Below are 16,296 nucleotides of genomic sequence, written 5' to 3'. Positions count from 1 at the left end.
CCGCAGTCCTCTGACTGTCATGACCTGGGAGCGTTTCACTCTGCTCTTTCCGCTTTGGACGTTGCTGGGAGCTCTGCTGGCCTTGCTGCATCCCCCGCTGTTCATCTGGTTCAAGGGGCCACTGATCGCCCTTGGACTCGGCGTGATCATGCTCGGCATGGGCGTCGGGTTGACACCCGCTGATTTCGTGCGGGTGGGTCGACGCCCCCGCGCCATGTTGCTGGGGGTGCTGGCGCAGTTCCTGGTGATGCCGGCCCTTGCCGCTGGGATCGCGGCGGCGCTTCATCTGCCTGCCCCACTTGCTGTGGGCTTGATTCTGGTTGGCTGCTGCCCGGGGGGGACCGCCAGCAATGTGGTGGCTCTGATCGGCCGTGGCGATGTGGCGCTGTCGGTGGTCATGACCACGATCAGCACCCTGGCGGCGGTGGTGTTGACCCCGCGTCTCACGCAGGTGTTGGCGAGCCAGTACGTGCCGGTGGACGGTTGGGCCCTGTTCCTGGCCGTGCTTCAGGTGGTGTTGCTGCCGGTCACCGTTGGGGTGGTGCTCAAGCGTGGTCTGCCCGGTGTGGCCCAGCGGATTGAGCCGGTGATGCCTCCCCTGGCGGTGATGGCCATCGTGATGATCGTCTCCAGCATCGTGGGCAGCCAGACGGCTGTGCTGCGTCAGCAGGGGCCCGTGCTGATCCTGGCTTGCCTGCTGTTGCATGGCGGCGGCTTCCTGCTCGGTTGGCTGATTCCCCGGCTGGCGGGGCAGAGCGTGCAGGCTCAGCGCACCATCAGCATCGAGGTGGGCATGCAGAACTCAGGACTGGCCGTGGTGCTCGCCCGCAGTGGCGGGTTCACCAGTCCCCTCACGGCGTTGCCGGGTGCCATCTCTGCAGTGATTCACTGCCTGATCGGCAGCGCCCTTGCTGCCGTGTGGAGGCGCCGGTCGCCCTAGGTCGAGTCCCCGTTGTGGAGTTCAAACAGCAGGCGGGCGGCGAGGCCACGGGAGATGCGTCGTGCCACGAGCAGATCGCAGATCCAGGTGAACAGCGGCGGCGCATCGGTGGTGGATGCCAGGCGTTGTTCGAGGGCCTTCAGCTCCTTCACGTCGCGGCAGCCCCTCAGGGCATCGATCAGGGTGTCTTCAGCCGGCCGCGGCTTGGTGAGCTGAGAGCTGGTCACAGGCAGTGGCCCTAAATCCCCTCTGTCATGGCACCGGCGCAGTGCCCCTGTCACCCTTCGCCGCAGCGCAGGCAGGCACAAAAAAAGCCCCGGTGGGCTCACCAAGGCTCGAAGCATTCTCTTCATTATTTTTCATGATCTGGCTTGGTTCCGTCAAAGGAGGTCGGCACATCTGATTGATTGCATTGGCGTGGCTTATCGCTTGTTTGAAAAGAGTGCTCAGCCAGGCTCCTTAAGATCATTTGATGAACCAATCGACACCGGCCACGCCCCGATCCGAGCCCGATGTCGATCGCAGTGCCCCACTGAATCCCTCAGAAATCTTTTCCTTCCAGCTGGATGATTTCCAGCTGGAGGCCATGGATGCCCTCAACCAGGGACATTCAGTTGTGGTCAGTGCCCCCACAGGATCTGGCAAAACCCTGATCGGTGAATACGCCATTCATCGCGCCCTGGCCCACGGCCAGAAGGTCTTCTACACCACACCGCTGAAGGCTCTCTCCAATCAGAAACTGCGCGATTTCCGCGATCAGTTCGGTGCGGAGAACGTGGGTTTGATGACCGGTGACCTCAGCGTGAATCGCGAGGCCTCCATCGTGGTGATGACCACGGAGATCTTCCGCAACATGCTCTACGCCGAGGCGGATGAGCATGACGATCCCCTGGCTGATGTTGAAGCGGTGGTGCTCGATGAGTGCCACTACATGAACGATTCCCAGCGCGGCACGGTCTGGGAGGAGTCGATCATTCACTGCCCACCCACGGTGCAGCTGGTGGCGCTCTCCGCGACCGTGGCCAATGCCGGGCAGCTGACCGACTGGATCGAGAAGGTGCATGGTCCGACCACGTTGGTGATGAGTGATCACCGGCCGGTGCCGCTGCAGTTCAGCTTCTGCAGTGCCAAGGGGTTGCATCCACTGCTGAACGAAGCCGGTACGGGTCTTCATCCCAACTGCAAGGTCTGGCGCGCGCCCAAGGGGCACAAGCGCAAAGGGCGTTCCCAGAGGCCGCCGCAACCCGAGCCACCACCGATCAGCTTTGTTGTGGCTCAGATGGCGGAGCGGCAGATGCTCCCGGCCATCTATTTCATCTTCAGCCGGCGCGGTTGTGACAAGGCGGTGCGTGATCTGGGGGTGCAGTGCCTGGTGACCCAGGAGGAGCAGGCGCGGATCAAGGAACGCCTAACCGCCTACAGCCACGACAACCCCGAGGCCGTTCGGGATGGAATCCACGCTGATGCGCTGCTGCGGGGCATCGCGGCCCACCACGCCGGTGTTCTGCCCGCCTGGAAGGAGTTGATCGAAGAGCTCTTCCAGCAGGGGTTGGTGAAGGTGGTCTTCGCCACGGAGACCCTGGCGGCAGGCATCAACATGCCGGCCCGCAGCACGGTGATTGCGGCCCTCTCCAAGCGCACCGAGCGGGGGCATCGCCCGCTGATGGGCAGTGAGTTCCTCCAGATGGCTGGCCGGGCCGGCCGGCGGGGCCTCGATTCTCAGGGCTACGTCGTGACGGTGCAAAGCCGGTTCGAAGGTGTGCGTGAGGCAGGTCAGCTGGCGACAAGTCCCGCCGACCCCCTGGTAAGCCAGTTCACCCCCAGCTACGGCATGGTTCTCAACCTGCTGCAGCGCCACGATCTGGCCAAGGCCCGAGAGTTGGTGGAGCGCAGTTTTGGCCGCTACCTGGCGGGGCTGGACCTCGTGGAGGACGAGGAGAGCCTGTCCCAGCTGCGGTTGCAACTCAGCCAGCTGGAGGGCGTCGCTGGCGACATTCCCTGGGAAGACTTTGAGGACTACGAAAAAATGCGTGGGCGGCTCCGCGAAGAGCGGCGCTTGCTCCGCATCCTTCAGCAGCAGGCCGAGGAGACGCTGGCCAATGAGCTGACGATGGCCCTGCAGTTCGCCAGCACCGGCACCCTGGTCAGCCTCAAATCGCCGCAGCTGCGGGGGCGCGTTGCGCCCGCGGTGATCGTTGAGAAGGTGAAGGGGCCCGGTCAGTTCCCGCTGCTGCTCTGCCTGACCGATGAAAACGTCTGGATCCTGCTGCCCTGTCAGGCCGTGGTGAGCATCCATGCGGAGCTCAGTTGCCTGCAGGTGGATGGGCTGGATGTCCCGGAGCTGTCCCGCTCCGGTGAGTTGCGCCATGGCGATCAGGCCAGTGGTGGTTTGGCGTTAGCCGTGGCCCACATGGCCCGGCGCCACGACATGACCACCCCGCAATACGACCTGGCCGGAGAGGTGTTGACCCAGGCCCGACTGGTGCGGGATCTGGAGCAGGAGCAGGAGCAGCATCCGGCCCATCGCTGGGGAGATCGCAAACAGCTGAAGAAGCACCGCCGGCGCATGGAAGATCTGGAGCTGGAGATCGCTGAACGGCAGCAGCTGTTGCATCAGCGGGCTAACCGCCACTGGGAGACCTTCCTGGCCTTGATGGAGATCCTGCAGCATTTCGGATGTCTTGATGAGCTGGATCCCACGGAGATCGGCCGCACCGTTGCTGCCTTGCGGGGCGACAACGAACTCTGGCTGGGGCTAGCGCTGATGAGTGGCCATCTCGATGACCTTTCCCCCCCAGACCTGGCGGCGGTGTTCGAGGCAATCAGCACCGAGGTCAACCGCCCCGACCTGTGGAGTGGCTTCCCTCCTCCTGCGGCGGCTGAGGAAGCCCTGCAGGACCTTTCGGGGCTGCGTCGCGAGCTGCTGCGGGCCCAGGAACGCGCCGGTGTGGTGGTGCCGGCCTGGTGGGAACCCGAGCTCATGGGCCTTGTGGATGCCTGGGCGCGGGGAACCTCCTGGAGCGATCTGATCGCCAATACCTCGCTGGATGAGGGCGATGTGGTGCGCATCATGCGCCGCACCGTGGACCTTCTGGCCCAGGTGCCCTACTGCGAAGCGATCAGCGAGCAACTGCGCAGCCATGCCCGTCAGGCTCTGAAAGCGATCAACCGCTTCCCCGTGGCCGAGGCCGAGGATCTGGTGCCGGCCTCCGCTGCGCTCAACCCGGCAACGGAGCGGGCCGCCTGAGTTCAGGCGTCCGGAGCGGCCATGGCACCGGGATTCACCTGCTGATCAAAGTCGGCTTCGCTGATGTGGCCTAGCTCCAGGGCCGCCTGCTTCAGCGTCAACCCCTGGTGGTGGGCATGCTGAGCGATGGCACTGGCCTTCTCGTAACCAATGCTGGGGGTCAAGGCGGTGACCAGCATCAAGGAGCGATCCACGAACCGCTGAATCTGCTCCCGATCCGGCTCCAAACCCTCCACCAGGTTCTGGCGGAAGCTGGTCATGGCGTCTTTGAGCATGCGGATCGACTGCAGCAGGTTGAAGCCGATCAAGGGCTTGTAGACATTCATCTGCAGATGGCCGCCTGCGCCAGCGGCTGCCACGGCGCCATCGAGACCGATTACCTGGGTGCAGACCATGGCCATGGCTTCGCACTGGGTGGGATTGATCTTTCCCGGCATGATCGAGCTGCCGGGTTCGTTGGCGGGCAGCCGCAACTCGCCCAGACCTGCCCGAGGGCCACACCCAAGCAGCCGCACGTCGTTGGCGATCCGGAGCAGGGCCACCGCCAGCAGGCGAAGTTGGCCCATCGCTTGAACGAGGGCGTCATGGCCGGCCATCACCGCGAAGAGGTTGTCAGCGGGACGAACCTTGACGCCAGCGACCCGGCTCAGCTCTTCTGCAACGGCACGGCGGAAGCCCGGCGGCGTGTTCAACCCCGTGCCCACGGCGGTGCCTCCCAGGGGAAGATCGCCAAGGCTGACCAGACAGTCCTCCAGCCATGCCTGGGCTTGCTTGAGTTGATCCCGCCAGGCGCCCACTTCATCGCCCAACCGCAGGGGCACCGCATCCTGCAGATGGGTGCGGCCAATCTTGACGATGGGCATCCAGGCCTGAGTTTTGGCATCCAAGGCCCGCACCAGGGCATCGAGAGCCGGCAGTAGTCCGTCCTTCAGGTACTTGGCCGCGGCGACGTGGATCGCTGCGGGAAACACATCATTGGTGGATTGCGACCGATTGACGTGGTCATTTGGGTGCACTGGGGTGTGGCTGCCGAGGGCGGTGCCTGAAGCCTGAGACGCCAGATTGCTGATCACCTCGTTGATGTTCATGTTGGTCTGGGTCCCGCTTCCGGTCTGCCAGACCCGCAGCGGGAACTGATCGTTGTGCTGGCCAGCGGCAATGGCATCGGCCGCCGTGCAGATCAGCTCCACCTGTTGAGGGTTCAGAAGCGCATGCTGGCCGTTCACCGTTGCGCAGGAACGCTTGATCCAGGCCAGGGCCTGGATGATTTCAAGCGGGATTCGTTCGTCGCTGATGGCGAAGTTCTGAAGCGACCGCTGGGTCTGGGCTCCCCAGAGCGCTTCGGATGCCACCTCAATGCCACCCAGGCTGTCGGTTTCAATCCTGAACGGCTGCGTCATCGGATCCTCGGCGCGATCGAGCGTTGCATCGATCATCCGTGATCACTGTCCGTTGGTCGTGCCATCGTTCCGCATCAACTGTTTCGGTGGTTTCCGGTGCAGGTTCACCGCTCCCATGGCATCGCTTTGCAGGTGCCTGATGCCTCTCTGCCTCAGCTGCAGGATTATCTGATGCAGCCTGGGCGCCCATTGAAGGCACTGTTGAACCGCAACAAGGTGGAGCGGCTCGCGGATGGCCGCTTTCTGTATGAATCCCGGCCCTATCAGTTGCTGAATTTCCAGCTTCAGCCTGAGGTGGTGTTCCGCGCCAGCTGGGATGGCGATCAACTCACCATTGTTTTTGAGTACTGCACGATTCATGGCCTCGGGCGGCTGCAGGACCTGGTCGAGTTCCAGTGCCAGGCCTGGATCCGACCCGAGCAGGAACGGTTGATGGCCAAGGCAGAGCTCAGTCTTGAACTCACCCCGAATGGAGCAGGGGCTCTGTTGCCGAAGCCGCTGCTGCACCGCACCGGAGATCTCGCACTGCGTTTGGTGACGGATCGCTTGGAAAAGCGTTGTCGTACAGGATTGATCAAAGGTGCTCTGAAATGGGTTGCACGACACCCCTGAAGCTGCTTGATTTCCTGGTGGTAAGGTCGGCGAATTGGATCCTTCTACGTCTGGTGTTGTGGTGAGTGGGACTGCTTCAGCCAGACCGATGTTGACCTTCCGTGACTTCTCTCTACGTTGCGACCCGTCAGACTCGTCAATTGGTTTTAAAAATGTTTGGAACTGGAGTTTTTTGGAGGGGAAGAGAACTGCTGTTATTACAAATAATTTATTCTTAAAGTACCAACTGGTTGGGGCATTGGCTGGACATCTTGCGCCAATTTCAGGTCAAATCTTATTTGATGGTGTGATTGGTTGGCCTGTTGGTGGAGAAGGAGGATTGGACAGTAAGTTGCGGATTTCCCATGCCCTGGATTTTCTTGTTGCAGTCTATGGAGATTGCCTTGAAAAGTCCTTCATGAGGATGGATCTTTTTTGGGATCTGCTGTCGCGAATGGAAATACATTCCGGATTGATCATCAGAGATCTCTCTCTTCTGCAAAAAGATTACTTCTTTTTAGCGGTATCAGTTCTCTTTTCGTTTGACTTGTATTTGATTCCTAGGACGAAATTTTTAATGTCTAAGTCTGCTAAGCCCCTCCGGCCATTTTTGCATAATCAGTTAGAGTCTAAGACTCTTGTGTCTACCTCAGCCAATAAATCCTTTCAGCGTGAATTTTGTACAGATGGTCTTGTCTTGGGGGAGTTTGGAGAACTTCTCTTTTCTGGCGGTCTTGATGAGGCTATTCGATGGGCTGATCAAAATCTTGAAGTATCTAATTCTGCGGACTCAGACGATGAGCAATTTGGGACTGGCTTAAATCTACTCAATTTGGATTCTTCGGATGATGGGGCGGATGACTTTATTTAGTGGGTATCAGTATTATGAATTTTATTAGCAGGTTGTTTTTAGGAATGCGACGTCAGGTCGCGATCGTTTTCGCAATTTCTTCCTATGATATCGACAGGAGGTCAACAGGATCTTCGATTGGGGCATGGGAAAGTATTGTTAATCCATTACAAATCATGCTGTTCTTCATCGGCATGCGAGTTGGATTCAGTCTTTTAAGGGGCTCAAGTAGGTACGCAGCTGGTGGATCGACGGATATGTATTTCAATATTGTTGTGTTTATAGCATCTGGATTTTGTATTGCCTTCCTCTTCCGAATGGTCGCGATTAAGGCTCTTAGCGGATTGAAGCTAAGGGCGCCTCTGTATTACCCCAGGATTAAGCCTTTGGATATTCTTTTGGCTATGGCCCTTAACGACTTCAGAGCTTTAGCCACGATTTCTCTTGGGATTCTAGGACTGGTTTGGTATTTCACCTGGAGCTTCCAGCTTGATAGTCCAGGGTTGGCGATTAGTGTTTATTTGATAACTGTCTTGATGGCGTTGGGTTTTGGGATTTGCCTTGTATTTCTGGGTAGGCTCAATAAATGGATTACCAGGATTGTCAAGCGTATTTTGAATCGATTGATAATTTTTACCTCTGGAATATTTTTTGCGACTTTTGAGCTGCCCGAGTATGTGAGGCCTTTGGTCACTTGGAATCCAGTCCTTCATGCTGTTGAACTGTTTAGATATTCTTTGAATAATCAATATCCAATACCCGATATTTCTCTTGCATATCTGATTTGGTGTTCGTTGGTTCTTTTTGGTTTCTCGCTTATTTTGTACCGAACAAATGAGTCGTTGTTGCTTGAGTCCAATAGTGAATAATTCTTGATTGTTGTCTTTTGCTTTTTTTGATTTAATTTTTGGTTATGCCTGAATTCATTCCGACTTCCAGTTCTTCAACCTCTCAGAAAAACGATTTGGCATCATCCTATCGGATCACTAGTTCACTGAGTTTCCCCCGGCTAACTCCGGTCTGGCGTGAGCGGTTTGAGAGGTTTACTAAGCCAAGGTTTCTGATTTCAGCTTTTCTGGCTACTTCAGCGTTGTACTGTTTTGTTATTGGTAGGGATCGTTATACAGCTGTTTCTGAATTTGTCATCCAGCAGGCGATGCCCCTGCAGGGATCATCGGCTTCAGTTTTGGCTGGAGCAGCTGCGGCTCCTCAAGTACTGACATCCCTCGTGGATGGTCAGTACCTCCAAGTTTATCTTGAATCTTCTGATGTTAAGGCTCGTTTGTTTCCTGATGGGAAACAGCTTGAGCGGGACTATCGCATCAAGTTCCCGGATTTATGGACTGGCTTGCGTGCCAACACTTCTGCACCCAAGCAGCTTGATTTTTATCGCAGACAACTGTCTGCTGCGCCTCAGCCCTTGAGCGGTTCAGTTATTTTGACCACGTCAGGATTTACGCCAGAACAGGCTTTCAATCTAAACAATGCGTTGCTCAAGCAGTCTCGGCGTTTTGTGAATGAGGTCAACCAATCCATCAATGCTGATCAAAATCTATTTGCCAAGAAAGAGGTGCACCTCGCTGAAATTAACCTCAAAGCAGCAACTAGAAAGCTTGAGCTTTTCAGGGAAAAGCATGGGAATCTGAGTGTTGAGACTGAACAAGCCACGACAAGTTCATTCATTTCTGGTCTTGAATCTCAACTGGTTGAATTGAAAGTTGAAGAAGCGGCATTGCGTCGTCAATACCGGGATCCCAACGCCCCTGAGGTGGCCTTTGTTGCAGACCAGGTGAAGGAGCTTGAGCTTCAGATTCGTCAGGAGAGAGACCGTGCTCTCAGCAAAGATGGTCGAGATTTGAACGCCCTTGTGCTTGAAGAAGCCGAGTTGATCTCGGATGTTGAGTACGCGACCACAAATCTACAATCTGCTCGTTTGGCGGCTGATAATAGTCGTCGCGAGAGCCAGCGCCAGCTCAAATTTGTGGTTGTGCTGAGTCAGTCACAGCTGCCCGTTGGGCCTGATAACAACTGGCGTTGGCAAGCTTTCCTCGCGTCTATTGGAATTGTTGTTGTGGCTTGGGGTGTGGGCGGCTTCCTGCTTAATGCAATGCGTAAAAGCTAAATTAGTCTCAAATTTTCGATCTACTACTAAGGGCGTATCTCACCACGCCCTCTGCCTGCTAGGTAGTAGCCACAGGCTCGTGCGAAATGAAGCCTCCGGCGCTTCATGAGATCGTCATTGCTGATGTCTGGATACGATTTTTGTGCTTGAAGATCACTTGCACAAGAGCGTTCAACCATTTGCAGAACCTGTTGTTTTGTTGTAGGCAGTTTTTCGCCAAGCATTTGGTTGTAAAAGTGCCACTCTGTGTTGGCGCGCACGACTGTTTCGCGAAAACCATATTCATGGGAATGGCGTACAACAGCTGTTGATGCATAGGCTTTTTTGTAGCCCTTTCTGAGGATTTCCTGCGCCCATAACTGATCTTCGCCGTAGACCACATCGGGCAGGGGCAGAGTCTTCCAGATGGACTTCCTCAGGCAGGAATTGTTGTCGGAGTAGAAGCGTTCATGGGTTGAGACAACGCCATTTGCTGTCTGTCGCCCAGCATCCAGCTCAATCGGTTGTCGATGGCTCCTGAAAATCCAACGGTTGAAATGCTGATCAAGGTCATGGGCAGTGAGTTGTCCATGATCGGTATGGGCGATGTGACAGCCGAAAACACCGGCCACATTGGGGTCGCTCTGCAGTGGGGCGATCAGATTCATCAGCCACATGCGATTTGCGGGGATGGCGTCCTGGGTGATGAAAGCGACGTACTCACCTCGGGCCAGCTCAACGCCCAGGTTGCGGGTACGCCCATGGCCGAAATCTTCTTTCTGAATTCTGTGAATCCGCAGCCGCTCGTCCTCAGGCAGTGCCTTCAGGCCTCCGTCGCTGGAGGCACTGTCGATCAATAACAACTCATACTCTTCATTGAGATCCTGGGCGAGACAGGCCTCAACGACGGTTTTGAGCATTGTGCCCCCGTTGTAGACGGGAATGACAACCGTCACCAAGGGAGTGGATGGTTTAACCGGCTGAGGTTGCACTGGCCTTGCTGGCAGTGACTCTTGAATGAAAGTTTCAATCAATTTGTTGGAGCCATCCCAGTTGAGGTGTGCGGTGGCGGCGAGCCCGGCTCTGGCACAGTTTTCCCGGAACGACACATCATTCAACAGGCGACTTAATGCTGAGGCCAGGCCTGCTGGTGTTCCTTCGGCCAAGACAGCTGTGTCGGGTTGATAGGACACCCGCGTGTGTTCAGCATCAATGTCAACAACCGGCAGCCCGCAGGCCATCATTTCGTTGGGAACCAAGGAGTAATTGGTTCCTGAAAGGACCAATCCAACGGTGCATTGGCGATAGAGCTTCGCCAAGTCGTCGGCATCAAGAATTCCTGCATGACGCACTTTCACAGGAATTCCCAGATCGGGTAGATCTTTTTCGCCAAAGGTGATGATTTCAAAATGGTCGCCCAGATCAAACAGTTCCCTTAGGGCAAGCAGCCCCAGTTCATAAAGCCTTCTGGGTGTGCTGCGTCTCACATAGAAAGCAATCGCATGATCACTGCGTTGCTGTTCGCTCTTGGGGTGATAAATGCTGTGGTCAACAGCGAGGGGGAAGGAAACAGCTGAGTTGCCAAAGCTTTCCATCTTTTGCTTCAACCAAGGGCTGGCACAGATGCAAGCAAAGTTATTTTTGGATGCATACGATTGTTCGGTGAGGATGCTCGAGGTTCCTTGTGCAAAAAAGTAGGGCTCGTAATCCTGAACGAAATAAAATCTTTTTTGAAACTTCCTCATCCCAAGTACCGGGTAGGTGCTCATCCGGTCTGTTGCAATGACGATATCGCCACTGATGCGATCAAGATCTTCCTGGTTGTTGCCAAGCATGTAGACCTGATCGGTTTGTAGTGAAATGAAATGTTGATCGATAACACGTTTGTGCAGCCAGCTCAGACGACTTGGCTTGTCGTTGCCTTTGAGTTCAGAATGAACCCAGATTGTGCATTGGTGGCCACAACGTTCCAGAAAATCAATCGTTCTGAAAATGGTCATGTGGCCACCAAGGCCAGGTGTGAAGTTGGGTATGACCCAGTGGATGTGAAGTGATTTTGGGTCGATATTGTTGTGTCGTGACCAGTCTGGCTCGAGCTGCTGAGGTTTGAATTGGATGACTTTTTCAAAGCCCTGGATTTTGAGCTTGTTCCGGCCTTCAATGATGGATTTGTCGGTTAGATGTTGCTTTGAGAGGAAGTATCCGCAGTAGGTCGTTTTCAGGTCTTGGTTGAATAGTTCTGTGGTTGACAGGCCAATGAGTCGTTCAATGCTGTGGGCGATGGTCCCGTCGATCTGCCCGCCTTCTTCGTCAAAGTCTTTCCAGGTGAGATTCCAGTCAAGCAGGGGTTTCAGGAGTGCTGGCTTGCACCAGAACATTGTTCCAGTGGGGAAACGGAACTCGCTGTCTCTTGTGATGTGGTCGAGATTGAAGCGTGTCAGGAAGGGATTGGCTTTTTTGTAGTTGCCATCTTCATGACCCCAGCAGGAATCGTGTTTAATCCCAAGGCTGATGGCGTAGTTCTCAATTGGATAGACAATTCCTGTTCGTGGGGATTGAAGGGCTTTGAGGTTGGTTGCTGTGATGGCTTCGCTGCCAATCAGGTTGTCGAGGCAGTGAAGGAACCAGCCGCTGAGTGCATTGCTGTGAGGACTCTTTTTGGAATGCAGCTTGAGGATGTAGTCGTAATTGAGGATCTGATCTCTAAAGCCAACGATGAATGGAGCGACGTCGCGTCCGATATTGCTGAAGTGTCTGACTTCGATCGTTCGTGCATTGTCAACCTGTGCGAAAGTACTTTGTAGGGCCTCGACTGAATCTTTCCTCGTGGAAATAAAGACGTCGATACTGCAGGGTATGTTCTTGAGGTAGGTGGCAATTGTTTCAGCCAGTTCGGGGTAGAAGATGTGCAGGAAAACGCCAACTTTTTTATCTTTTAGTTCGTCTTGAATGCAGTCCAGTGTGTTTGGATCAGGCCTTTTGATATCGGCCATTTTTCGCATGAAATGGATGTTGTCCATTGAATAGCGGCTTTCGTTCATGCCGAACTTGAAGCAGTGGACCATCGGGTTGAGTCCACTTTCTTTAACGTCGGGATATTTGCTCAGATAGTTTTCTGTGTCGAATAGGTCGCTCGGGTCGATGCCCTGTCGATGGCCCGATCGGCAGTAATGGAGGATTGCATCCCCGATGCTTATGATTTTCCCGGCTTCTTCGGGTTCGAGTTGAGCTTTGTAGTACTCAATGTCGAAAACGTAAGCGTAATGAGCTAATTCACGGAAGTCGCGAATTATCTTTCTGCTTGTCTCTCTATTTTGTAGCTCTTTGAGGTAATTCTGAAGTTCAGGCGTTATCTTTTTGCGCCTGTTGTTGGGAGGGCTTGGGTGTCTGGTTTGGCCCAGTCGGTTGAGCTGCCTTCTAAGTGCTTTGGGCAGAATCTTCTGCTTCCCCATTGCAGAAGCAGAGCGTTTAAGGGCCTGCCTCGTCGAGTTGGAGAGAGTGGAGAGCGGATGACGTCGCTTAGGCATGCCGCTCAACAAGCAGGTCTTTGAAAAGTGGGTCGAAACCTATCACTCGTCGGCTTCGTTTCTCGTTGTTTTTATGCCCAATCTGCTGCCGTCATATCCCGCCCGCTCGCGTACTTTGCTGCACCACTCCTGATGGGATAGGTACCAGTTCACAGTCTCCGCCAAGCCCTGTTCCACATTGTGGCGAGGGCTCCAGCCCAGCTCGGAACTGATGCGGCCCGGGTCAATCGCGTAGCGGCGGTCGTGGCCCGGACGGTCGGTCACCGGAGTGATCAAGTTGGCGTGGGGAGCTGATCCAGGGCGGCTCTGGTCCAACTGCTCGCATATGGCGTGAACAACTTCTTTGTTGGTGCGCTCACCGTGGCCACCCACGCAGTAGCTGCGGCCGGATTCACCCTTGCAGGCGGCCAGAAGCAGGGCATCGACGTGGTCCTCCACGTATAACCAATCCCGCACATTCAGCCCGTCGCCGTAGAGAGGAATCGATTCACCTCCAGCTGCCTTCAGGGTGACCACAGGGATGAGTTTTTCAGGGAACTGCCATGGGCCGTAGTTGTTGGAGCAGTTGGTGAGCACCACAGGTAGCCCAAAGGTGTGGTGCCAGGCCTGAACGAGGTGATCGCTGGCGGCCTTGCTGGCGGAGTAGGGGCTGCGGGGGTCGTAGGGCGTTGTTTCTGAGAAGCGCCCCTCGGCGCCCAGGGACCCGAAGACTTCGTCGGTGCTGATGTGGTGCATCCGGAAGGCATCACGGCGTTCCCCGCTCAAGCCCTCGTAATGGCCCCGCACCGCCTGCAGGAGGTTGTAGGTGCCGTTGACGTTGCTCTCGATGAACACACCAGGGCCGGAGATGGATCGGTCCACGTGGCTTTCCGCTGCCAGGTGCATCACCAGATCGGGGTCGGCCTCCCGCACCGCAGCCTCAACCGCTGCTGCATCGGTCAGATCCACCTGCTGAAGCCTGTGCCGATCGTTCGCCGCGCCCCCCAGTTCGCTCAGCACCTCCTCAATCGAGGACAGGTCGCTGGCATAGCCCATCTTGTCGAGATTGAAGACGGTGGCTGTTGTCTCCCGCAACAGCCTGCGCACGACGGCGCCGCCAATGAAGCCTGCACCTCCGGTGACCAGAACTCTGCGGCGATCTCCCAGCAGGTCGGAGGCGGAAGGCATGGACGGAACCATTGGTGAGAGCGGGTGGTGGGGCGTTGTTTGGGGTTGGAGTGTTGGACTCAGTCGCTCTTCATGGCGTTTTGGCTTGCTGCAACACGGTTTTCAGCGCTTGCTGCCAGTGCTCGCCGTTGAGGTCCAGGGCGGCTCGGGTGGCGGTGCAGTCAAGAAGCGAATAGGCCGGCCGTTCAGCAGGTGTCGGGTAGTCCGCTGTGGTGATCGGTTGAACGGCTGCGGGTGTGTCGATGAGCCCCAGCTCAGCACCGATTTGGCCAACGGCTACCGCCACGTCGTACCAGCTGGCGGCGCCGGCATCACTCCAGTGCATGACAGCTGGCAATTCGCGGTCACCAGCGCTCTGAAGGGTTTGCCAGCAGGCTTGAGCGAGGTTGAGGGTGCTCGTGGGACAGCCCACTTGATCGGCGACAACACCCAGTTGATCCCGTTCCCGGTGGAGGCGGAGCATGGTGAGCGCAAAGTTTTTGCCCGCGGGCCCGATCACCCAGCTGGTGCGCAGGATCAGACCCCGGCCTCCTGCTCCAAAAATCGATTGGACCGCCGCTTCTCCAGCAGCTTTGCTTGCTCCGTAAACACCGAGAGGGTCGCGGGCCTGCTCGGGTTGATACGGCGTTCCCTGGGTTCCGTTGAAGACGAAGTCGGTGCTGATCTGGAGCAGGCGTCCCCCTTGTTGATCAAGAGCGCGGGCGAAGGCCTCCGGTGCCCCGGCATTCACGGCGTTGGCCAGTTCGGGCTCCGATTCGGCCTTGTCCACCGCTGTGTAAGCACCGGCGTTGAGCACCCAGTCGGGCTGGTGCTGTTTCACAGCGCCGCGGCAGGCTTCAGGGTCCGCCAGGTCCAGCTGCTGACGGCTGGTGGCCACCAGCTCGAGTCCCTCAGGGGCGGAAGCGATCAGAGCCTGACCCAGCTGACCGCCAGCTCCGGTGAGCAGCACCTTCATGGGAAAACGTCTCCAGCCACCTCAGCGGCTTTGAACCCTGCTGCTTCGGCATCTTTGCCCGAGAGGCTCACCTCGACCCCTTGCAGCCGCTCGATCGGCCAGGCAATGGCCAGATCTGGATCGTTCCAGACAATGGCCCGCTCACAAGCCTTGTTCCAGAACCCTCGCGCCTTGTATTGCACTTCAGCAACATCGCTGAGGGTGAGAAAGCCGTGGGCGAAGCCCTCAGGAATCCAAAGCTGGCTTTTGTTCTCGGCACTCAGTTCAGCGCCGATCCAGGCGCCAAAGGTTGGTGAGTTGCGTCGGATGTCGACGGCGACGTCGTAGATCGCTCCGACCGTGGCACGCACCAGCTTGGCCTGGGGTTCCGGCGAGAGCTGGTAATGCAGTCCCCGCAGCACGCCTTGGATCGAGCGGGAGTGGTTGTCTTGCGAGAACAGCACCGATGCGCCGACGCCTTCATCGAACTTGCGTTGGTTCCAGCTTTCGTAAAACCAGCCACGGTCATCGCCGAAGGCCTGGGGCGTGATCAGCAGGGGACCCTGCATCACCTCGCCGGACGGTGTTTTGAGTTGTTCAAGCTGCATGGCTCACCTCCAGGCTGGATTGCAGGGCAGCGTGATCGCTCACGCTTTCCTCGAGCATTTGAAGGAGATAGGACCCGTAACCACTCTTCTTGAGGGGCTGAGCGAGTTGTTCCAGCTGTTCCGCCGTGATCCAGCCCTGGCGCCAGGCCACCTCCTCCGGGCAGCCCACCTTCAGCCCCTGGCGATGTTCGAGCGTGCGGATGTAGCTGCCAGCATCGTTGAGGGAATCGCAGGTGCCGGTGTCGAGCCAGGCCATGCCACGACCCATCAATTCCACCCGCAGCAACCCTTCATTCAGATACATCTGATTGAGATCGGTGATCTCCAGCTCGCCACGTGCTGAAGGCTTCACCTGGCGGGCCCGTTCCACGACGCTGTCGTCGTAGAAATACAACCCAGTCACGGCGTAGCGGCTCTTGGGCTTCTGAGGTTTTTCCTCCAGGCTCAGCACGCGGCCATCGGCATCGAATTCGGCCACGCCATAACGCTCGGGATCACTGACGGGGTAGGCAAACACCGTCGCCCCTTGGGCTTGAGCGTCGCTGTTCACCAGCTGGGGCACCAGATCGTGCCCGTGGAAGAGGTTGTCTCCCAGCACTAGGGCGGCGGGGTGGCCTTCCAGGAAGTCGGCACCAATCAGAAACGCCTGGGCCAAACCGTCCGGGCTCGGTTGCACGGCGTACTCGATCGTCATGCCCCAGCGGTGGCCGTCGCCGAGCAAGCGCTGAAAGGACTCCCTGTCGTGGGGGGTGGTGATGATCAGCACCTCGCGGATCCCCGCCAGCATCAGGGTGCTGAGGGGGTAATAAATCATCGGCTTGTCGTAAACCGGCAGCAGCTGTTTGCTGACGGCCTGGGTGATCGGATGCAGCCGCGTGCCGCTCCCCCCAGCCAGGATGATTCCCAGTCGCTTGGATGCGGTGCTCATCGA

Annotated in this window: 13 protein-coding genes; 6 read left to right on the top strand and 7 right to left on the bottom strand. The window is 56.9% G+C overall.

All coding sequences use genetic code 11. From position 1 onward, the window contains the following. The first annotated feature begins 19 nt into the window (after positions 1-19). Positions 20-940 (top strand): bile acid:sodium symporter family protein, encoded by a 921-nt coding sequence (locus SynRS9907_RS10435; protein ID WP_188020957.1) that lies wholly within the window; start codon positions 20-22, stop codon positions 938-940. Here the strand turns inward: SynRS9907_RS10435 and SynRS9907_RS10430 are convergent. Next, complete coding sequence (locus SynRS9907_RS10430; protein ID WP_188020956.1) at positions 937-1,167, bottom strand: hypothetical protein; 231 nt, start codon at positions 1,165-1,167, stop codon at positions 937-939. The genes SynRS9907_RS10435 and SynRS9907_RS10430 overlap by 4 nt on opposite strands. Positions 1,168-1,412: 245 nt before the next feature. On the opposite strand from SynRS9907_RS10430, the gene SynRS9907_RS10425 reads away from it, so the two are divergent. Then, positions 1,413-4,187, top strand: coding sequence for an RNA helicase (locus tag SynRS9907_RS10425; RefSeq protein ID WP_188020955.1), 2,775 nt, complete (start codon positions 1,413-1,415; stop codon positions 4,185-4,187). Positions 4,188-4,189: 2 nt separating this feature from the next. Here SynRS9907_RS10425 and SynRS9907_RS10420 read toward each other — a convergent pair whose 3' ends face one another. Further along, positions 4,190-5,623, bottom strand: a complete 1,434-nt coding sequence (locus tag SynRS9907_RS10420) for a class II fumarate hydratase (protein WP_255445885.1) — start codon at positions 5,621-5,623, stop codon at positions 4,190-4,192. Positions 5,624-5,683: 60 nt separating this feature from the next. Between SynRS9907_RS10420 and SynRS9907_RS10415 the strand changes: the two genes are divergently transcribed. The 4 genes from SynRS9907_RS10415 to SynRS9907_RS10400 all read left to right on the top strand — a co-directional run bounded on the left by SynRS9907_RS10415 (position 5,684) and on the right by SynRS9907_RS10400 (position 9,150). After that, the gene (locus SynRS9907_RS10415) at positions 5,684-6,199 is read left to right on the top strand and encodes a DUF1997 domain-containing protein (RefSeq protein ID WP_255445884.1); all 516 of its coding nucleotides are present in this window, start codon (positions 5,684-5,686) and stop codon (positions 6,197-6,199) included. Positions 6,200-6,287: 88 nt separating this feature from the next. After that, a complete protein-coding gene (locus tag SynRS9907_RS10410; RefSeq protein ID WP_188020954.1) occupies positions 6,288-7,049 on the top strand; it encodes a hypothetical protein in 762 nt (253 codons plus the stop codon). Continuing rightward, positions 7,049-7,897, top strand: coding sequence for an ABC transporter permease (locus SynRS9907_RS10405; RefSeq protein WP_255445883.1), 849 nt, complete (start codon positions 7,049-7,051; stop codon positions 7,895-7,897). Before SynRS9907_RS10410 ends, SynRS9907_RS10405 begins: the two co-directional genes overlap by 1 nt. Positions 7,898-7,941: 44 nt before the next feature. Continuing rightward, positions 7,942-9,150, top strand: coding sequence for a sugar ABC transporter (locus SynRS9907_RS10400; protein ID WP_188020953.1), 1,209 nt, complete (start codon positions 7,942-7,944; stop codon positions 9,148-9,150). A 26-nt stretch (positions 9,151-9,176) separates the two neighbouring features. Here the strand turns inward: SynRS9907_RS10400 and SynRS9907_RS10395 are convergent, their stop codons facing one another. Genes SynRS9907_RS10395 through rfbA form a run of 5 tightly spaced genes read right to left on the bottom strand, consistent with a single transcriptional unit; the run spans position 9,177 to position 16,293 of the window. Further along, positions 9,177-12,656, bottom strand: a complete 3,480-nt coding sequence (locus tag SynRS9907_RS10395; protein WP_255446043.1) for a rhamnan synthesis F family protein — start codon at positions 12,654-12,656, stop codon at positions 9,177-9,179. A gap of 42 nt (positions 12,657-12,698) precedes the next feature. Then, positions 12,699-13,835, bottom strand: a complete 1,137-nt coding sequence (gene rfbB / locus SynRS9907_RS10390) for a dTDP-glucose 4,6-dehydratase (protein WP_188020951.1) — start codon at positions 13,833-13,835, stop codon at positions 12,699-12,701. Between the two features lie 58 nt (positions 13,836-13,893). Then, a complete protein-coding gene (gene rfbD / locus SynRS9907_RS10385) occupies positions 13,894-14,778 on the bottom strand; it encodes a dTDP-4-dehydrorhamnose reductase (protein WP_188020950.1) in 885 nt (294 codons plus the stop codon). Next, positions 14,775-15,365 carry a dTDP-4-dehydrorhamnose 3,5-epimerase gene (gene rfbC, locus SynRS9907_RS10380; protein ID WP_188020949.1) on the bottom strand — a complete coding sequence of 197 codons (591 nt, stop codon included), beginning with the start codon at positions 15,363-15,365 and terminating at the stop codon, positions 14,775-14,777. The genes rfbD and rfbC overlap by 4 nt, the downstream gene beginning before the upstream one ends. Next, positions 15,355-16,293 (bottom strand): glucose-1-phosphate thymidylyltransferase RfbA, encoded by a 939-nt coding sequence (gene rfbA, locus SynRS9907_RS10375; RefSeq protein ID WP_188020948.1) that lies wholly within the window; start codon positions 16,291-16,293, stop codon positions 15,355-15,357. Before rfbA ends, rfbC begins: the two co-directional genes overlap by 11 nt. Positions 16,294-16,296: the final 3 nt, after the last annotated feature.

This window comes from Synechococcus sp. RS9907 (assembly GCF_014279615.1).
Lineage (GTDB): Bacteria > Cyanobacteriota > Cyanobacteriia > PCC-6307 > Cyanobiaceae > Parasynechococcus.
This window is presented reverse-complemented; position numbering and strand designations above follow the sequence as displayed.

Bases quoted from the DNA above. Each gene is read 5' to 3' on its own strand.
- SynRS9907_RS10435 (WP_188020957.1), top strand. From the start codon at position 20: ATGACCTGGGAGCGTTTCACTCTGCTCTTTCCGCTTTGGACGTTGCTG.
- SynRS9907_RS10425 (WP_188020955.1), top strand. From the start codon at position 1,413: ATGAACCAATCGACACCGGCCACGCCCCGATCCGAGCCCGATGTCGAT.
- SynRS9907_RS10420 (WP_255445885.1), bottom strand. From the start codon at position 5,623: ATGATCGATGCAACGCTCGATCGCGCCGAGGATCCGATGACGCAGCCG.
- SynRS9907_RS10410 (WP_188020954.1), top strand. From the start codon at position 6,288: ATGTTGACCTTCCGTGACTTCTCTCTACGTTGCGACCCGTCAGACTCG.
- SynRS9907_RS10400 (WP_188020953.1), top strand. From the start codon at position 7,942: ATGCCTGAATTCATTCCGACTTCCAGTTCTTCAACCTCTCAGAAAAAC.
- SynRS9907_RS10395 (WP_255446043.1), bottom strand. From the start codon at position 12,656: ATGCCTAAGCGACGTCATCCGCTCTCCACTCTCTCCAACTCGACGAGG.
- rfbB (WP_188020951.1), bottom strand. From the start codon at position 13,835: ATGGTTCCGTCCATGCCTTCCGCCTCCGACCTGCTGGGAGATCGCCGC.
- rfbD (WP_188020950.1), bottom strand. From the start codon at position 14,778: ATGAAGGTGCTGCTCACCGGAGCTGGCGGTCAGCTGGGTCAGGCTCTG.
- rfbC (WP_188020949.1), bottom strand. From the start codon at position 15,365: ATGCAGCTTGAACAACTCAAAACACCGTCCGGCGAGGTGATGCAGGGT.
- rfbA (WP_188020948.1), bottom strand. From the start codon at position 16,293: ATGAGCACCGCATCCAAGCGACTGGGAATCATCCTGGCTGGGGGGAGC.